Origin of the sequence: Microbacterium sp. NPDC058389 (assembly GCF_042722305.1) — a bacterium.
In the GTDB taxonomy this organism is placed as follows: domain Bacteria; phylum Actinomycetota; class Actinomycetes; order Actinomycetales; family Microbacteriaceae; genus Microbacterium.
The window spans coordinates 118,265-134,105 of sequence record NZ_JBHXJQ010000006.1; the positions used below are offsets into that span (position 1 = coordinate 118,265).

17 protein-coding genes are annotated in these 15,841 nt (G+C 70.5%); 4 read left to right on the forward strand and 13 right to left on the reverse strand.

All coding sequences use genetic code 11. The features are described from left to right. The 8 genes from ACFWJ8_RS10335 to ACFWJ8_RS10370 form a co-directional block, all read right to left on the reverse strand. Nucleotides 1-363 carry a tautomerase family protein gene (locus ACFWJ8_RS10335; protein ID WP_378811101.1) on the reverse strand — a complete coding sequence of 121 codons (363 nt, stop codon included), beginning with the start codon at nucleotides 361-363 and terminating at the stop codon, nucleotides 1-3. A 42-nt stretch (nucleotides 364-405) separates the two neighbouring features. Then, the gene (locus ACFWJ8_RS10340) at nucleotides 406-1,413 is read right to left on the reverse strand and encodes an aldo/keto reductase (RefSeq protein WP_378811102.1); all 1,008 of its coding nucleotides are present in this window, start codon (nucleotides 1,411-1,413) and stop codon (nucleotides 406-408) included. Then, on the reverse strand, nucleotides 1,361-2,131 hold the full coding sequence (locus tag ACFWJ8_RS10345) for a VOC family protein (protein ID WP_378811103.1): 771 nt from the start codon (nucleotides 2,129-2,131) through the stop codon (nucleotides 1,361-1,363). Before ACFWJ8_RS10345 ends, ACFWJ8_RS10340 begins: the two co-directional genes overlap by 53 nt. A 79-nt stretch (nucleotides 2,132-2,210) precedes the next feature. Beyond that, on the reverse strand, nucleotides 2,211-3,452 hold the full coding sequence (locus tag ACFWJ8_RS10350; RefSeq protein WP_378811104.1) for an ROK family transcriptional regulator: 1,242 nt from the start codon (nucleotides 3,450-3,452) through the stop codon (nucleotides 2,211-2,213). After that, entirely contained in the window at nucleotides 3,449-4,327 is an 879-nt protein-coding gene (locus ACFWJ8_RS10355; RefSeq protein WP_378811105.1) for a substrate-binding domain-containing protein, read from the reverse strand. Before ACFWJ8_RS10355 ends, ACFWJ8_RS10350 begins: the two co-directional genes overlap by 4 nt. Nucleotides 4,328-4,338: 11 nt before the next feature. Beyond that, nucleotides 4,339-5,127, reverse strand: a complete 789-nt coding sequence (locus ACFWJ8_RS10360) for a carbohydrate ABC transporter permease (RefSeq protein ID WP_378811107.1) — start codon at nucleotides 5,125-5,127, stop codon at nucleotides 4,339-4,341. Next, on the reverse strand, nucleotides 5,120-6,103 hold the full coding sequence (locus ACFWJ8_RS10365) for a carbohydrate ABC transporter permease (protein WP_378811109.1): 984 nt from the start codon (nucleotides 6,101-6,103) through the stop codon (nucleotides 5,120-5,122). Before ACFWJ8_RS10365 ends, ACFWJ8_RS10360 begins: the two co-directional genes overlap by 8 nt. A 47-nt stretch (nucleotides 6,104-6,150) precedes the next feature. After that, complete coding sequence (locus ACFWJ8_RS10370) at nucleotides 6,151-7,524, reverse strand: ABC transporter substrate-binding protein (protein ID WP_378811113.1); 1,374 nt, start codon at nucleotides 7,522-7,524, stop codon at nucleotides 6,151-6,153. Between the two features lie 272 nt (nucleotides 7,525-7,796). Between ACFWJ8_RS10370 and ACFWJ8_RS10375 the strand changes: the two genes are divergently transcribed. From ACFWJ8_RS10375 to ACFWJ8_RS10385, 3 genes are all read left to right on the forward strand, one after another. Further along, the gene (locus ACFWJ8_RS10375; protein ID WP_378811115.1) at nucleotides 7,797-8,825 is read left to right on the forward strand and encodes an LLM class flavin-dependent oxidoreductase; all 1,029 of its coding nucleotides are present in this window, start codon (nucleotides 7,797-7,799) and stop codon (nucleotides 8,823-8,825) included. A 129-nt stretch (nucleotides 8,826-8,954) separates the two neighbouring features. Then, nucleotides 8,955-9,311 carry an SPW repeat protein gene (locus ACFWJ8_RS10380; protein ID WP_378811117.1) on the forward strand — a complete coding sequence of 119 codons (357 nt, stop codon included), beginning with the start codon at nucleotides 8,955-8,957 and terminating at the stop codon, nucleotides 9,309-9,311. Nucleotides 9,312-9,378: 67 nt separating this feature from the next. After that, nucleotides 9,379-9,984 carry a TetR/AcrR family transcriptional regulator gene (locus ACFWJ8_RS10385; RefSeq protein ID WP_378811119.1) on the forward strand — a complete coding sequence of 202 codons (606 nt, stop codon included), beginning with the start codon at nucleotides 9,379-9,381 and terminating at the stop codon, nucleotides 9,982-9,984. 33 nt (nucleotides 9,985-10,017) lie between these two features. On the opposite strand, the gene ACFWJ8_RS10390 is transcribed toward ACFWJ8_RS10385, so the two are convergent. Next, nucleotides 10,018-11,715 carry a Na+/H+ antiporter gene (locus ACFWJ8_RS10390; protein WP_378811121.1) on the reverse strand — a complete coding sequence of 566 codons (1,698 nt, stop codon included), beginning with the start codon at nucleotides 11,713-11,715 and terminating at the stop codon, nucleotides 10,018-10,020. Between the two features lie 164 nt (nucleotides 11,716-11,879). Here ACFWJ8_RS10390 and ACFWJ8_RS10395 point away from each other — a divergent pair, with 164 nt between their 5' ends. After that, the gene (locus tag ACFWJ8_RS10395) at nucleotides 11,880-12,215 is read left to right on the forward strand and encodes a cupin domain-containing protein (RefSeq protein WP_378811123.1); all 336 of its coding nucleotides are present in this window, start codon (nucleotides 11,880-11,882) and stop codon (nucleotides 12,213-12,215) included. Nucleotides 12,216-12,231: 16 nt separating this feature from the next. Here the strand turns inward: ACFWJ8_RS10395 and ACFWJ8_RS10400 are convergent, their stop codons facing one another. The 4 genes from ACFWJ8_RS10400 to ACFWJ8_RS10415 all read right to left on the reverse strand — a co-directional run bounded on the left by ACFWJ8_RS10400 (nucleotide 12,232) and on the right by ACFWJ8_RS10415 (nucleotide 15,817). After that, entirely contained in the window at nucleotides 12,232-12,738 is a 507-nt protein-coding gene (locus ACFWJ8_RS10400; protein ID WP_378811125.1) for a GNAT family N-acetyltransferase, read from the reverse strand. A 47-nt stretch (nucleotides 12,739-12,785) separates the two neighbouring features. Continuing rightward, nucleotides 12,786-13,865: a DNA glycosylase AlkZ-like family protein gene (locus ACFWJ8_RS10405; protein WP_378811127.1), complete on the reverse strand. Its 1,080-nt coding sequence runs from the start codon at nucleotides 13,863-13,865 to the stop codon at nucleotides 12,786-12,788. Continuing rightward, on the reverse strand, nucleotides 13,862-14,485 hold the full coding sequence (locus ACFWJ8_RS10410; protein ID WP_378811129.1) for a dihydrofolate reductase family protein: 624 nt from the start codon (nucleotides 14,483-14,485) through the stop codon (nucleotides 13,862-13,864). The genes ACFWJ8_RS10405 and ACFWJ8_RS10410 overlap by 4 nt, the downstream gene beginning before the upstream one ends. A gap of 99 nt (nucleotides 14,486-14,584) precedes the next feature. After that, complete coding sequence (locus ACFWJ8_RS10415) at nucleotides 14,585-15,817, reverse strand: glycosyltransferase (protein WP_378811131.1); 1,233 nt, start codon at nucleotides 15,815-15,817, stop codon at nucleotides 14,585-14,587. Between the last annotated feature and the right edge of the window lie 24 nt (nucleotides 15,818-15,841).

Sequence of the window (15,841 nt, forward strand, 5' to 3'; positions counted from 1 at the left end):
TCAGTGGTCCTTCGCGGGCGCGAGCCAGTCGCCGTCGCCGTTCTCGTGCAGCGCGATGAGGACGTCGTCGCGCTTGATGCCGAGGGCCGCCAGCCGGTCCGCCACGAGCTCTGCACCCTGCTGCTTCTGCTGGGGGCTGTAGCCGTTGAACGCGAGGATCTGCACGAACACGATGTCGGAGCGGTCGGCGTCGGGGAATGTCCGGCTGTAGAAGAGGTCGCCGGGCTGGTGCACCTGGAAGATCTGGAACAGGTCGTCGGCCGGCATCCCCCACGCCTCGACGAGCGCGCCGTGGATGGCCTCGCTCATCTGGGGACGCAGCGGCGCCAGTCGATCATGGATGTCCACACGGACAAGGGGCATGGATCTCTCGCTTTCGGTGGGGTGAGTGTGAGGGTTGTCGTGTCAGCGGCGGACGGGTGCGTCCAGCCAGTTCTCGGCGGGCGGGACGAGGGATTCGAGTTCGTCCCACAGCGCCTCCGGGAGGTCGGCCGTGGCGGCCTGGATGGTCGGCTCGATGCGCGCGATCTTGCTGATCCCGACGATGGTCGTCGCGAAGCGCGCATCGCGCGTCGAGAACCGGATCGCTGCGGTGGCGAGGTCGGTGCCGAAGCGCTCGCACACCCGGCGCATGTCCGCGACGGCGGCAAGGGTCGCCGTCGGCGCGGGCCGGTAGCCGTAGCTGGTGTTGCGACCGGTCGGATCCGCGAGGATGCCACCACCCAGCACCGCCGCGTTCACGACCGCGACGCCCTGACGGTGTGCGCGTTCGACGAGTGTGCCGGCGCTGCGGTCGACGAGCGTCCAGCGGTTGTGGACGAGGAGGACTTCGAACACGCCGAGGTCGACGTACCGCGCCATCTGGTGGACGTCGCCGCCCGCCAGGCCGATGTGGCCGACCTCTCCCCGGTCCCGCGCCGCCACGAGCGCGTCGACCGCGCCGCCGGGCTTGGTCATCTCGTCGAAGTCGTGGAACTCGGGGTCGTGCAGGTGCACGACCGGCAGCGGCGCGATGCCGAGCCGCTCCGCGCTCTCGGCGAGCGACCGGCGGACACGGTCGCCACTGTAGTCCGCGCCCGCCGGATCGACCTTCGTGATCACGACGGCATCGGACGGCAGGCCTCCAGCCTCGGCGATCGCGCGTCCGATGCGCTCCTCGCTCCTGCCGCCCGAGTAGCCGTTCGACGTGTCGATGGTGCGGATGTCGCTGTCGAGCACCGCGCGCACGAGGTCGACCGCGTCGCGCTCGGCGACGTCGTATCCGAAGTTCTCGGGCATGCCCCCGAGCGGTCCGCCGCCCAGGGTGACCGGACTCACCTGCACGCCGGTCGCGCCGAGCGGGTTCAGCTTCCAGCGCACCTCACGCACCGCCGACCGCGAGCACCAGACCGTCGGCGTCGGCGACGAGTGCACGTCCGTACGCGTCCGCGACGGGGACCGATCCCTGGGGTTCGGCGCCGTCCAGCTCGACAGCGGCGAACCCGTGCGCGTCGACCTGCGGTTCGCGTCGGGTCAGCTCGGCGGCGCCGAACTCGAAGATCTCGATCGAGCTGTCGCCGCCGCGGAGGTACGTGATCTCGAAGCCGCGCGGATCCGACGGCTGGTGGATGCCGCCCATCAGGGTGTACCCGAGGCCGCGGAAGAACTCGTGGGCGGCCGGGGCGTCGTCCACGGTCTCGGCGACGTGGTCGAAGCGGGGACGCTCGGGGTCCCCGAGTCCCCAGTCGGCGTCCACCGCGTCGCGGTCGTACACCTCGTGGTACTGGAGCGGACCCTCGACGAGCTCCAGCAGCGTGCCGTCGGGGTCGTAGAAGAACGTGATGCGCACGTCGCCCTCGGCGTGGATCGGCTCCAGCTGGAAGGGGACGCCGTCCGCGCGCAGACGCTCGACGCGCTCGTCGAGGTCGGACACCTTGAACCCGACGTGGCGGAACCCCGCCTGCAGGTCGTCGGCGATCCAGGTCGAGTCCGCGGGCGCGTCCAGGCGCGACAGCCGGATCGTCGCGGTCACGGCGTCGAGCACCGCGCTGTCGGTGGTGACCTCGACCGGGACGGCACCGAGGTGGCGCGTGTAGAAGTCCACCGAACGCGGGATGTCGGCGACGTTGATGAGTACGGATGTGATGGCCAAGGGAGTTCCTCTCTCTACTTCATGACTTTGGGGTAGTAAGTTCTGGACAGTCGTCGGCACGGAGCCTGAGCCCGGTGGGTCAGGCCTCGAGCGCGACGGCGGCGGGGCGGGAAGAGCGGGCGTGCGGCGTCAGGACGTACTGGAGCGCGAGGGATGCCGCCCCGACGGCCGCCGCGTCGATCCCGGGATCCGACAGCTCGACCGAGACGCCGTGCACGGCCCGCGTGCGCGCGAGCGCGCGCACGGCATCGCGGATGTGCCGGACGTACACGGCCCCGGCATCGGCGAACCCCGGACCCGCGAGATACAGCCGATCGAGATCGAGCAGGTTGACCACCGAGAGCATCGCCACGGCGACGTATCGGGCCGAGCGCTCGATCAGCGCCAATGACCGCTCCTCGCCCCGGGCGGCCGCGCGGGCGATCGCCTGGAAGTCATGCCGCAGGTGGGCGTCTCCGCCGGCGAGCGACAGCTCGGCACGCAGACCTTCGTCCGTCATGGCCTGCGCGACGATGGCGCGAGGCGCCGCAAGCATCTCCAGGCACCCGCGTGAGCCGCACCAGCACGGCGGACCGTCGATCTCGAGCACCATGTGTCCGATCTCGCCGACGTTCGCAGAGACCCCGCGACTCAGACGCCCGTCCGTCAGCAGCCCCAGACCGAAGCCGTTCGACATGTACAGCGTCGCGAAGTCGTTGCTCGCCGCCAGCCGGCCGACCCAGAACTGCCCGAGCGCCGCACACGCCGCGTCGTTGTCGCGCACGGTCGGCAGGCCGGTCGCCGCTTCGAGCGCCTCCTGGACGGCGAACGACTCCCACTCGTCGGCGGTGAGGGACAGACGCTCCGCGCCGCCGCGGATGTCGAGGCCTGCCCCCGCGACGCCGAGGCCGACGACAGCGGCCACCGGGATGTCGAGCTCCTGGAAGACGCGACCGAGCTCCTCGCCGATGCGGGCGACGACCTCGCTCGGCAGCGCCTGGCGGATGCCCGGCGTCACGAGCTGACCCACGACGTTCCCGCCCAGATCGGTGACCACGTACGTGAGCCGGGCATCGTCGAGCGACAGCCCCACCGCGTAGCGCGCCTGGAGATTGAGCTCCAGCAGGCTGGGCCGCTTGCCCCCCGTCGAGTCGCCGTAGCCGGTCTCGACCACCAGCCCGGCGTCGATGAGCGACTTGATGATGCGGGTGATGGAGGTCGCGGTGAGACCGGACATCTCCGCGAGCTCGATGCGGCTGACGGTCCCGCCGGAGCGGATCATGTCGAGCACCGCCGAGCGGGTGTTCTCGAAGGACGGTCCCAGCCGCCGCACGCCCGTCATGCGCTCTCCCGTCTCACGATGAAGGGATCCGGTGCACGGTCGGCCCGGACTTCGCCGCCGGTGATCGTCGCCAGCATCCGGTGCCCGAGCAGTCGTCCGATCTCGCCACCCCGACGATCCACGGCGGTCAGCGACGGCGTCGCACTGCGACACAGCGCCGAGTCCGTCCACGAGACGATCGCGACGTCGTCGGGCACGGCGAGCCCGCGTGCGATGAAGGCCGAGGCGGCCGCGGCCGCGTGGACGTCGCTGTCGAACAGCAGCGTCGCCGGGCCGGTCGCGACGATCGCCGACGCGGCCGCGACGGCGGCGGCGGCATCCCGTTCGACCTGCACGATCTCGAAGCGGTCGCCGACGGCGTTCGCACGCGCCTTCGACGTGACCGAGTCGCCCGGAGCGGCGAGGTAGACCGTGCGCTCGTGCCGGCCGGCCGCGAGGAAGCCGCTGATCACATCCACCGAGGCGGCGGCATCCACGAGCACCGCGGGGAACTCCCCCTGCTGCGACACGTCGGCGACCGCGGCGAACGGGACCCCGAGCGACCGCAGCAGTCGGACACGGTCGTCTCCGCGACCCGCTCCGAGCAGGACCACTCCGGCGATGCCGTCGGAGGCGGCCCAGAGCCGGTACATGCGGCGCTCGGACGCGACGTCGTGCACGACGCGGGTGAACAGTCCGTAGCCCTCGGCGATCAACGGCTCTGCCAAGGCGTTCACGAGCGCGGCGACGAAGTGGTCATCCGTGCTGTCTGCCGGGATGGCGAGGCCGATCCCCGTCATGCGGCCTCCGTCGCTGGTCTCTGCGCCCGCCCGCTGGTCGTCGTGCGGCCGGGGGCTGCGGGCACCGGGCCCGGCTGTGGTCGTGATCGCGCTCATCCTAGGGTCGCCTACTTGATCGCACCGGCTGCCATGCCGCGCTCGAACTGCTTCTGCAGGGCGATGTACGCGACGATCGTCGGGATCGCCGTCACCACCGCGGCGGCGAGGACCTTCGGGATGTCGTCGTTGTACTGGCGGCGGAAGAACTCCGGCAGCAGGGTGACGACTCCCATGTCGTCGTTGATGAGGAACACCTTCGGGAGCAGATAGGCGTTCCACGCGTTGATCAGCACGAGCACGAGCAGGGCGACGGCGATCGGCCGAGCGAGCGGCAGCAGCACCGACCAGAACATGCGCACCGTCCCCGCGCCGTCCAGGCGCGCGGCTTCGAAGAGCGTGTCCGGGATGCCGTCGACGTACCCGCGCGCGATCAGCACCGTGAACGGGATCTGGAGTGCCGCGATCGGCAGGATCACCGACCAGAAGGTGCCGAGCAGCCCCAGTGCGACCGCGGTCGAGTACAGCGGCGCGATGAGCACGACCTCGGGCAGCGTCAGCGCCGCCATCATGAGCCAGAAGAACAGCTCCTTGCTGCGGATCCGGAGCTTGGAGAAGCCGAAGGCGGCCATCATCGTCGCGATGTAGATGATGATGATCGACCCCGCGGCCACGATGGCGGAGTTCACGAAGAACCGGAAGAACCCCGGCACCGAGACGACGGCGGCGTAGTTGCCCCAGCCGGCGCCTTCGAACGACTTCGCGACCATCGTGTAGATGGGGATGAGGAACGGGATGACGGCGATCGTGAGCACGATCTGAAGCACCGCGCGGGAGGTGCGCGAACGGGTCTCAAACATCGACGCCTGCCTTCACTGCCTTGGCGACCTTGGCGCGCCGCTCACGCGAGCGCAGCTGGATGAAGATCGAGGTCGCGACGGCGATCACCAGCAGGATGACCGACAGCGCCGACGCGTACCCCAGGTTGCGATCGGATGCCGCGATCTCGGAGTAGATCATCGTCCCGAGGAACTCCGACGAGTGGGCGGGACCGCCCTGCGTGATGAGCCACACGTTGTCGAAGAGCTTGAGGGCGGTGATGAGGTTGAGGATCGCGAGCGAGATGGTGATGGCCTTCACGTTCGGCAGCACCAGCGAGAACAGGATGCGGAGGTTTCCCGCTCCGTCCACGCGACCTGCCTCGATCATCTCGGGGTCGATCTGGGTCATGGCGCCGAAGTACAGGATGAAGCCGAACCCGATGGAGCCCCAGCATCCCACCAGGATCACGACCATCAGCGACGTCGTCGACTGTCCGATCCATGACTGTGTGAGGGCGCCGAGTCCGATCGCATCCAGGATGGCGTTCACCGTGCCGTTGCTCTGCCACACCTGGATGTGCGCGGGCGCCAGCGTTGCGGGCGCGACCACGACGGGGATCACGATGATGACCTTGTAGAGGCTGCCGAGCCAGACCTTCGAGTGCAGCGCGGCCGCGAAGAACACGCCCCCGACGACCTGCACGGCGAACACGACCACGAAGTACACGACCGTGTTGCGGATCGCCGTCCAGAACACCGGGTCGGTGAACGCCTCGACGTAGTTGTCGACGCCGACCGGGTTCATCGGCGAACGGCCGCCGCGCCAGTCGAAGAACGAGATGTAGCCCGAGTAGACGATGCTGTAGTAGATCAGCCCGACCGAGATGACCAGTGCGGGGATGATCCAGCGGAACCCGCCGGGGATGAGGGGGACGGCGCGGCGACGCCGTCCCCCCTGGTCCGCCTGCATGCCTGGCCGCGCCGGTTCGACGGTTCGCGGGGCGAGAGATGTCATGTCGTCACGTCCAGGGTCTCGATGCGGATGGATGCCGGTTCCGACGGTCACTTGACGCCGACGGTGCTCGCTTCGGACGACTGCTGCAGCTGAGCGGCGATGTCTTCGACCGACATGTCGATCGTCGGGTCGAGCACCTGCTGGATGGCGACCACGATCGCGTCAAGGGTGGACGACGTGGTCTGCCACTGGCGGGACTGCGTCGTCGCGGTGCTGTCGGCGATCAGCTGCTCGATCGCCGGCTGCTGCACGTCCTTGTCGACGAGCGAGATGGCCGACCAGTCCGGTGCGACGCCCTGCAGCGCCGGCAGCAGGTCGATCGCGTTGGCGACGTTCTGCTGACCGGCCTCGGACATGGTCATCCAGGTCACGAAGGTCTTGGCGGCGCCGATGTTCTTCGAGTCCGCGTTGATCGCCAGACCGTAGTCGACCTCGCCGAACGGCACCGACCCGTTGCCCTTGCCGGCGACGTCGGGGAACTCGGCGGGCAGCTGCACGAAGCACTGCGGGTCGCTCACGCCGGCGGACTCCATCGCGGACTTGCACGACTCGGCGCCCGAGTACTGCGTGTACCAGAAGCCCATCTGGACCATCGCAGCGTCCCCCTTCATGAACATCTCGTTCGCGAGCGGGTACTGCCCGGCGTCCAGCGCGTTCGAGGGGATGATGCCGTCATCCTTCATGTCCTCGATGATCTGCAGGACCTCGACGCCCTCGGGGTCGTCCCATTTGGCCTTGCCCGTCGCCGCCGCGAGGAAGAAATCGGGATCGACGGAGTTCGCGATCGAGTGGTACATCTCGGTCGGGAAGGTGTCCTCGCCGCCCGCGCCCATCGTGAAGCAGGTCTTGCCGATCGCCTCGATCTTCTGGCACGCGTCGACCCACGAGTCGTAATCGGTCGGGACGGTGGCGCCCGCCTCGTCGAAGATGCCCTGGTTGTACCAGACGAAGCCCGCCGACATGCCTCCGAGGGGCAGCGACACCTGGGTGCCGTCGGTCATGCGGAGCTGCTCCGCGTAGCCGCCGCCGAACTTCGACTCCCAGTCGTCGCCGAGGGTGTCCTCGGCGAGGGGGGCGAGGTCGATCGCATACGGACCCCACAGGTCGGGCGTGCCGCCCGCTGCCGACAGGTCGAAGACGTCGGGCCCCTTGCCCGACTCGAGCGCAGGGACGATCGTGTTCCGGAAGTCGACGTTCTCGAAGTTGCGGTAGGTGACCTTGATGTCGGGGTACTCCTCGTTGAACGCCGCGATGTAGCGCTCGGCGACAGGGGTGTCGGGCGTCCAGCCCCACCACGTCACCTCGCCGGAGTCGGCGGGTGCGGCATCCGCATCCCCGCCGGCGCCGCCCGCGCACGCCGTCAGTGAGATCGCGGCGATCGCCGCCACTCCTGCGGCCGTCAGAAACCGGGACTTCTTCATTGCAGTTCCTCTCACTTCGTTGTGCTCGGCCGGCCGGCGATGCGGCGGCTTCTCCAAGGGATCGGCGTAGCGATCGGGCCCGTTCGGGTGCGCCGGATCGCTTCGACTCTGGCCACGATAGCCACGATTCACCCGCTTGGGAAGTACTTACTGAACTTTTGTTAGTTAGATTCTCGAGAGACGACGATCGTCTCGCCCCAGCGGCCGAGGCGCCGGCGGAGGAGAGACGCATTCACCGGAATGGATGCCGCGCGCGTACGGTTGCACACGACATGGAACGATTCGGAACCCTCTCGTTCGGCCACTACGGCCCGCTCGGCGGCGGCCGTCAGCTCACCGCGGCGGACTCGATGCTGCAGGCCATCGACCTCGCACAGGGCATGGACGAGCTCGGCGTCAACGGCGCGTACTTCCGCGTGCACCACTTCGCGCGGCAGCAGGCCTCGCCGATGCCGCTGCTCGCCGCGATCGCGGCGCGCACCGAGCGCATCGAGGTCGGCACCGGCGTCATCGACATGCGGTACGAGAACCCGCTGTACCTCGCCGAGGAGGCAGCGGCCGTCGACCTCCTCTCGGACGGCCGGCTCGCCCTCGGCGTGAGCCGCGGCTCACCCGAGTCCGTCGTCCGCGGCTACGAGACCTTCGGCTACACCGGCTCGGAGGATCCGCGCGGCGCCGACATCGCCCGCGAGCACTTCGACCTGTTCCTGCGCGCCATCGACGGCGAGGGCCTCGCCGAGCGCGACGCGAGCTCGCCGTTCGGCGGCGGCTCCGGACTGCAGCGGATCGAACCGCACTCCCCCGGCCTGCGCTCGCGCGTGTGGTGGGGCGCCGGCAACCGCGACAGCGCCGAGTGGGCAGGGCGCACCGGCGTCAACCTCATGTCGTCGACGCTGCTGACCTCCGCCGACGGGCGCCCGTTCGACGTCCTCCAGGCCGAGCAGATCGACGCGTTCCGCGCCGCGTGGCGCGAGGCCGGTCACGCCGGCACGCCCCGCGTGTCGGTGAGCCGCTCGATCTTCCCGATCACGACGGCCGAGGAGGAGATGTACTTCGGCGGCCGGCAGGACGGCGATCAGATCGGCATCATCGACGGCATCCGCTCGACCTTCGGCAAGACGTACGCCGCCGCCCCTGACGTGCTGGTCGAGCAGCTCAAGGACGACGCGGCGATCGCCACCGCTGACACGCTGATGCTCACGATCCCGAGCCAGCTGGGCGTCGAGTTCAACCTGCGCGTCGTCGAGTCGTTCGCGAAGTACGTCGCCCCCGCGCTCGGCTGGCAGTCCACGCGCGTCTGAGTCGATCCGCCGGCCCGGCGTGCCGGGCCGGCTTGGCGTGCCGACCCTCTTGACCGGGTGGTCAGTCAGGAATACCGTGGTATCGACCCCCGACCGGGAGCCGTCACTTCTCGCAAGGAGGAGATTCGAATGAAGAAGTGGATGCGTTGGGAGGACTGGGTCGCCGTCGGCGTCGGCCTCGTCGCCGCGATCTGCGCATTCGTCATGCCGCAGATGGGTGCGTCGATGCCCTGGATGCTGATCGTCGGCGTCCTGCTGATCGCCGCGGGCGTCGCGAACCTCGCGATGCCGGGCATGGTGGCGATGGAGTACGTGCAACTCGCGCTCGGCGCGGTGCTGTTCGTCGCTCCGTGGCTCGGCGGCTATGCCGACATGCAGTCCGGCGTCGCCTGGGTCAGCTGGATCGGCGGAGCGGTCGCCGTGATCGTCGCCGCCCTCGCCGTCAGACCGGCCATGCACATGCACGACCGCACTCTCCCGCACTGAATCACGAACACGGACGAGGGCGCCGGTTCCCGATCGACGCCCTCGTCTTCGTTTCCGGAGGACCCTCATGACCCGCGACCGTGAGAGCCGCACACGGATCCTCGACGCCGCCGAACGGCTGTTCGCCGAGCGCGGCTTCGATGCGACGCCGACGGCGGCGATCGCCGAGCTCGCCGGCGTGCCCAAGGGGCTGCTCTTCTACTACTTCCCGACCAAGACCGATCTGCTGCGCGCGCTCGTCGCCGAGCGCCTCGACCTCGACGCCGTCGACACGTCCGCCCTCGTCGCGAGCGGCGATCCGGCGCAGGCGCTGCTCAACGTGACCCGCCGACTCCGCGAGCTGCAGGAGGAGTCGGCGGTAAGGCGGGTCATCGTGTGGCGCGAGCATCGCACGCACCCTGAGGTGCGCGAGAGGCTGCGCGACTACCGCCGACAGCTGCAGGCGGTCGTGGAGCGCGTGCTCGGTGCCAGCATCCTGCACCCGATCGCCGCGCACCGCGTGCGCGTCGCGGCCGCCGCCTGGGTGGCGATCATCACGACGCCTCCCCTGGCCGAAGACGCCCCCAGCCCAGACGGCGAGGACGCCGCAGAGGTCGCCGACCCCGCCGCGATCGGCGACCTGCCCGCGCTGGCCGACCTCATCTCGGCCGGGCTGCGGGCACCGGCCGCCTGACGGGCGGGGATGCCGGGGCTCCCGGCATCCCCGTCAGTCCAGGATCTCGACGCCCGTGATGCGCAGCTCCTCCACGTCGAGGCGGGTCTGGATCTGCGTCACGACGGCGTCGTCCACCGCTCCCTCGCGCCGCAGGCGGTACAGCACCTCGCGCTTGCGGTCGAGCACGGCGATGCGCAGCCGTGAGTACTCCTCGTCGCGCTCGCGCGGCGACGGCAGCGGGTCGGGAGCGGCCACGAGGACCGCGGTGGCGTCGAGGGATGCCTCGGCCGCGGCATCCGGCTCTCCGATGCGACGGTCCAGATCGGCGATCTGACGATCGACCTCGGCCTGCTGGCGCGCCTGCACGCGCTCGTTGTTGCGCTCCATGAACTCGTAGTAGTCGCGCGTGAGGCGGTCGCGCGTCTCCTCGCTGATGCCGTGGTCGTGGGCGAGCTCCTTGACGGCGGTGAGCGCGGCGCCCGTGATCGCCCGCTCGGCCAGCTCGAGCTCCTGCTGCATGGCGAGGTCCTCGGGGAACCGGGCCCAGCGCACGACGGACGGCAGCAGCGGGCCCTGCACGAGCAGCGTCAGCACGATCACGCCTGCCGTGACGAACACGATCTCGTCGCGCCCGGGGAGGGCGTCGCCGGCCGACGTCGTCAGCGGCACCGACAGGGCGATGGCGAGCGACACGGCGCCGCGGAAGCCGGCCACCGCGCTCACCATGCGCGAGCGCCACGTGGTGCGCCTGAGCCGCTGCGAGGGTCTGCGGTCCAGCATCCGGATCACCATCACCGACGCGGTCTGCACGACGAAGCGGGTCACGAGGAGCCCCAGCCACACCGCGACGGTGACGAGCACCAGCCAGCCGATCTCCCGGCCTGGGATCTCGTGGGCCACCGCCTGCACCTCGAACCCGATGATGACGAACAGCGACCCGTTCAGCAGGAAGGACCCGAGCGGCCACGTCCACTGCGCCTGCCTCCGCGACGATGCCGTGCTGATGCGCGGCATGATGTACGCGACGATGAGCCCCGCCACCACGACGGCCAGCACGCCCGACGCGTGGATGAGCTCGGCCAGCAGGAACGCCGTGAAGGGCACCAGCAGCAGCGCGATGTTGAGGTTCAGCGTGTTGCGCACGCGTCGCATCACGAGATAGGCGGCCCCGGCTACGACGAGGCCGGCGACCGCGCCGCCGATGTACGACACGAGCACGAGCCACGTGATGTCGAGCGGCGTGTACTGCCCGCCCACCGCGACCCCCACGGCGACCGCGTACAGCACGAGCGCCGTGCCGTCGTTCGTGAGGCTCTCGGCCTTCAGGTTCATGAAGTTGCGACGGGGCAGCATGCGGCCGAGGGCGGAGACGGCGGTGGCGTCGGTCGGGGCGACGGCGGCACCCAGGATCAGCGCGGCGTTCCACGGCAGCCCGAGCGCATACGCGATGCCGGCGACGGCGAACGCCGTGGCCACCACGAGCAGCGTGCTGGACAGCACGATGCCGCGGAAGTCCCGCCGGATCGACCGCAGCGACGTCGTCAGGCTCTCCCAGAACAGCAGCACCGGCAGGAACAGCAGCAGCACCGTCTCGGGCGGCAGCACGATCTCGCGCACCTCGGGGATGAAGCCGAGCGCGAGCCCGGCGACGAGCAGCAGCAGCGGCACCGCGACGCGCAGCTTCGGCGCGAGGATGGCGCCCGTAAGCACCGTGATCCCGACGAGGACGGTGACCTCTAGTCCGTTCATGAGGCGGCTCCCTTCGGTGCAATGATGCTCGCAACCGTGAGGAGAGCGCGAGGATTCCCGGGATGCCGGTCCGCTCTGTCTTCGCGGCGGCCCTCGCCGGTAGACTCCGGGCCATCCGCCGCGACGATGCGAGCCGGGGCGATGGGCGAACGAAGGCGATGCCGATGGACAGCACGGACCTGGCCGACCTGATCGACGAGCTGACCGCGACGGCGCGCGAGGCGTCCAGCGGCCGGGCCGCCCGCACGATCCGCGGCGGGCATGAGCACGCCCTGCGGGAGACGGTCATCGCGCTGCGCGCGGGTCATGAGCTGGCCGAGCACGAGAGCCCGCACGAGGCCACGCTGCAGGTGCTGCGCGGGCGCGTGCGGCTGATCGCGGGCGACGAGTCTTGGGAGGGCGTGTCGGGAGACCACCTCACGGTGCCGCCGAGCCGGCACAGCCTCGCGGCGCTCGACGACTCCGTCGTGCTGCTGACCGTCTCGAACCGTCTGCCCTGACGGCCCGGCGCACGCGTCAGTCGAGCGTCGCACCGAGGGCGGCGAGCGCGTCGCCCGTCAGGCGCTGCGTGGTCCATTCGTCCATCGGGGTGGCGCCGATGGCGCGGTAGAAGCCGATGGCGGGCTCATTCCAGTCGAGCACCGTCCATTCCAGCCGCGAGTAGCCCCGCTCCTGGCACACGGCGGCCAGCGAGGCGATGAGCGCCTTGCCGTACCCGGCGGCGCGATGCCCCGGCAGCACGACGAGGTCTTCGAGCCAGATGCCGTGGCGCCCCGTCCACGTCGAGTACGTGACGAACCAGAAGGCGATGCCGACGACCTCGCCGGCGTGCTCGACGACGTGCACGAACGCCTGCGGGGCGTCGCCGAACAGCGTCGCCCGCAGCGCCTCCACCGTGTTCTCGACGGCGTCCGGCTCGCGCTCGTAGTCGGCGAGCGCCTGGATGCAGGCGAGGATGCCGGGCTCGTCGCCCGGACGGGCAGCACGGAGGACGGCGTCGGCGGAGAGGCTGCGGGGGTTCACGCGTCGAGCGTAACGGCCGCAGCGCCGAGGCTCCCACGTGCGCCGGCTCAGCCGAGGCCGGTGACCCCCACGCCGAGCCACTCGGCGAGCTCGGCGATCTCGGCGCGCACCATCTCCATCTCCTCGGGCTCGAACGGCAGGAACTCGTGGATCGCGTTCACCCGCAGCACGTCCTGCGCACGGTCGACCTCGGCGTCGAGCATCCCGACGAAGCGATCGCCCAGCAGGATCGGGTGGGCGAAGTACCCGTAGACGCGCTGCGGCTTGGGCTTGAACTGTTCGAGCACGTAGGTGAACTCGAACACCTCCTCCAATCGGCGGCGGTCGAACAGCAGGCTGTCGTACGGGTTGAGGATGGCGACCCGACCGTCGGTGTCGTCGTCGAGCGCGGCCAGGGCCTCGGGGTCGACCCGGTACTTCGCGCCGTCGACGAGCGCGGGTTCGCCGGTGTCCTTCGCGACGCCCGACCAGTACCAGTGGGCGCGTGCGACACCGCCCGCCTGCAGTCGCCGCTCGGCGAGCAGCCGTGCGGCCTCGTCGTCACTGAACTCGGGAAGGTCGCGCGGGTAGACCCGCTCGGCGAGGTCCCAGCGCCGGTGACGCCCTTCCCTGCCGACCACGGCCACCTCGCCCTGCCTCAGCAGGAAGTCGAGCATGTGCGGCACCTGATTGGCACCCGACCAGCCGTCGGGGGCACGACTGACCTGTGCCGTGTCGGGGATGTCGGCGGCCAGCAGCGGGCCCTCGCCGCGCAGGCGCTCGAGCACCTGACCGCGGAAGACGGCGTTCGCCTCGAGCCATTGCCGGCTGCTCTCGCGCTGCGGCCACTTCCTCATGCTCGGGAGCATGAGCGGCAGCAGGCTGATGGGGCGGAAGGTGCCGTCGAATTCGAACAGCAGCCGGTCCTGCTCCGCGGCCTTGCGCAGCTGGCCGGGCTCGTACGACCAGCCGATCCGCGACCACGGCACGGTCTGCTCGCACGGCGCGATGGTCGCCGTGGGGTCGATCTTGATGTACGTCAGCTGCTCGGCGACCTCGACGACGTCTCCGGGGCGGTCGGCATCGAGCAGCTGCGCGCGCACGACGAGCCGGCGCGCCTGGTCGCGGGTGAGCTCGTGCGGCGTCACGATGCGGGGGCGGTCGCGTCGTCCGCCGGCAGCACACGGTACCGAACGTGCGTGACGAGCGAAGCCGAGCGCCCCGAGATCTGCTGCAGTCGCAGCGGCCCGACGCCGTCGAAGAGCCGCAGCCCGTCGCCGAGGATGCTCGGCGAGATCTGCAGCGCCAGCTCGTCGACCAGGCCCTCGGCGAGGTACGCGTTGGTGGTCGTCGGACCGCCCGCGATGTGCACCGGCAGGTCGCCGGCCGCGTCCCGGGCGCGCTCGAGCGCCGCGTGGATGCCGTCCGTGACGAAGTGGAACGTCGTGCCGCCCTCCATCACGAGCGGCTCGTGCGCGAAGTGGGTGAGCACGAACACCGGCCGGTGGTATGGGGGGTTGGGCCCCCACCAGCCGCGCCAGTCACGGTCCCATTCGCCGCGCACCGGCCCGAACATGTTGCGTCCCATGATGAACGCCCCGGCGGCGACGATCGCGTCGATCTCGGCGTGGTTCTCTTCGGGCGTCTCGAACATCCACCGGTGCAGCGCCCCTTCGGGCACATCGCCGAACGGGCGCTCCTCGGTCTGATGATGGCCGGAGCCGATCCCGTCGAGCGAGATCGACATCGTGGCGACGACGGATGACATGCGCACCTCCGTGCGGGGTCCTCGGGGTTCCGGCCCCACGCTATCGCCGGCATCCGACCGCGCGACAGCCCCCGCACGACCCGGGCACCCGACGAACGCTCACGTCCGGGCGGCCAGCGTCGCCTCGATCGCGGCGACCGATGCGGCGGCGCCGTCCTCGACGGCATAGGCGTCGCGGACGCGATCGGCTGCGGCGCGCAGGCCGTCGTCCGACAGCAGGCGCCGCACGGCGTCGGCGAGCGCGGGGGTCCCGGCCTGCTTCGGCGACAACGCGAGCGCGTTGCCCTGGGCGACGCACTGATCGACGTTCCACACCTGCTCGGGCTGCAGCCCCATTCCCACGAACGGGATGCCGGCGGCGCAGGCCGTCTGCACGGTGCCCTGTCCGCCGTGCAGGACCGCGGCGTCCACCAGCCCGCCGAGCCGATGGGCCGGCAGCAGGTCGGTGACGTGGACGTTGGGCGCCAGCACGTCGTCGTCGCGCAGGTAGTGCCGTACCGGCGCGACGACGTTCACCGGCAGCGTGGCGAGCTGCGCGGCCGCGGCGAGCACGAGCTCGCGGCTCGCCGACGATCCCAGCCCCAGGTACACGAGCGGGGTGTCGTCGGCGGCGAGCGCGGTCACGATCGGCGGCAGCGGGGTGTCGAGGTGGGCGAAGATCGGCCCGACGCGCTCATAGGAGCCCGGCAGCTCGTAGCCCTCCAGCTCCCACGGCATCACGGTCAGCAGATTGTGGTCGGCCTCCAGCAGCGACACGACCGTCTTCAGCGGCGGGACGCCGTTCGCCTTCGCGACCCGCCCGAACGCCCGCGGTGCGAGCGACGCATGGTTGTACGCCCACCTCAGCAGCGCGGTCGCCACACGATCGGCCGCGTGCGCCAGGCGGCCGGTGCCGCGCACCAGCCCCAGCCGCGCGGTCTGCTCCACCTGCGGACGTGTGAGCGCGAACGGCACCGCGTAGAACAGCGGCACCCCCTCGGCGCGGGCCGAGATCATCGATGTCGTGTTGGTGCCGATGACGACCGCCTCGGCGCCGGTCTCGCGGATGAGCTTCCGCTCCACGTCGACGCGCGCCGACACCAGGGCGTCCGTGAAGGGGCTCCGGACCGTCTTGCCCTGGTCGAACTTCAACGCCTGCTCGCGCTCGGCGGCGCTCATCGCCGGCTCGCACGCGCGGTACTCGAAGCCCGCCTCGACGATGAGCCCCGCGAAGTCGTCCTCGTACCCCAGGAACACCGCGTGGTGGCGAGGCATCGCCGCCTTCGCCACTTCGATCATGCGCGTCACCTCGGCGAGGTTGAACGTCACCGGGCAGAACAGCAGGGTCGCCATCGCAGTCCCTCTCCGCCGCGCGTG

What these genes read in the sequence shown, in the direction of transcription:
- ACFWJ8_RS10365 (WP_378811109.1), bottom strand. Translation starts at nt 6,103, where the DNA reads ATGACATCTCTCGCCCCGCGAACCGTCGAACCGGCGCGGCCAGGCATG.
- ACFWJ8_RS10390 (WP_378811121.1), bottom strand. Translation starts at nt 11,715, where the DNA reads ATGAACGGACTAGAGGTCACCGTCCTCGTCGGGATCACGGTGCTTACG.
- ACFWJ8_RS10335 (WP_378811101.1), bottom strand. Translation starts at nt 363, where the DNA reads ATGCCCCTTGTCCGTGTGGACATCCATGATCGACTGGCGCCGCTGCGT.
- ACFWJ8_RS10410 (WP_378811129.1), bottom strand. Translation starts at nt 14,485, where the DNA reads ATGTCATCCGTCGTCGCCACGATGTCGATCTCGCTCGACGGGATCGGC.
- ACFWJ8_RS10360 (WP_378811107.1), bottom strand. Translation starts at nt 5,127, where the DNA reads ATGTTTGAGACCCGTTCGCGCACCTCCCGCGCGGTGCTTCAGATCGTG.
- ACFWJ8_RS10355 (WP_378811105.1), bottom strand. Translation starts at nt 4,327, where the DNA reads ATGAGCGCGATCACGACCACAGCCGGGCCCGGTGCCCGCAGCCCCCGG.
- ACFWJ8_RS10415 (WP_378811131.1), bottom strand. Translation starts at nt 15,817, where the DNA reads ATGGCGACCCTGCTGTTCTGCCCGGTGACGTTCAACCTCGCCGAGGTG.
- ACFWJ8_RS10375 (WP_378811115.1), top strand. Translation starts at nt 7,797, where the DNA reads ATGGAACGATTCGGAACCCTCTCGTTCGGCCACTACGGCCCGCTCGGC.
- ACFWJ8_RS10370 (WP_378811113.1), bottom strand. Translation starts at nt 7,524, where the DNA reads ATGAAGAAGTCCCGGTTTCTGACGGCCGCAGGAGTGGCGGCGATCGCC.
- ACFWJ8_RS10350 (WP_378811104.1), bottom strand. Translation starts at nt 3,452, where the DNA reads ATGACGGGCGTGCGGCGGCTGGGACCGTCCTTCGAGAACACCCGCTCG.
- ACFWJ8_RS10385 (WP_378811119.1), top strand. Translation starts at nt 9,379, where the DNA reads ATGACCCGCGACCGTGAGAGCCGCACACGGATCCTCGACGCCGCCGAA.
- ACFWJ8_RS10395 (WP_378811123.1), top strand. Translation starts at nt 11,880, where the DNA reads ATGGACAGCACGGACCTGGCCGACCTGATCGACGAGCTGACCGCGACG.
- ACFWJ8_RS10380 (WP_378811117.1), top strand. Translation starts at nt 8,955, where the DNA reads ATGAAGAAGTGGATGCGTTGGGAGGACTGGGTCGCCGTCGGCGTCGGC.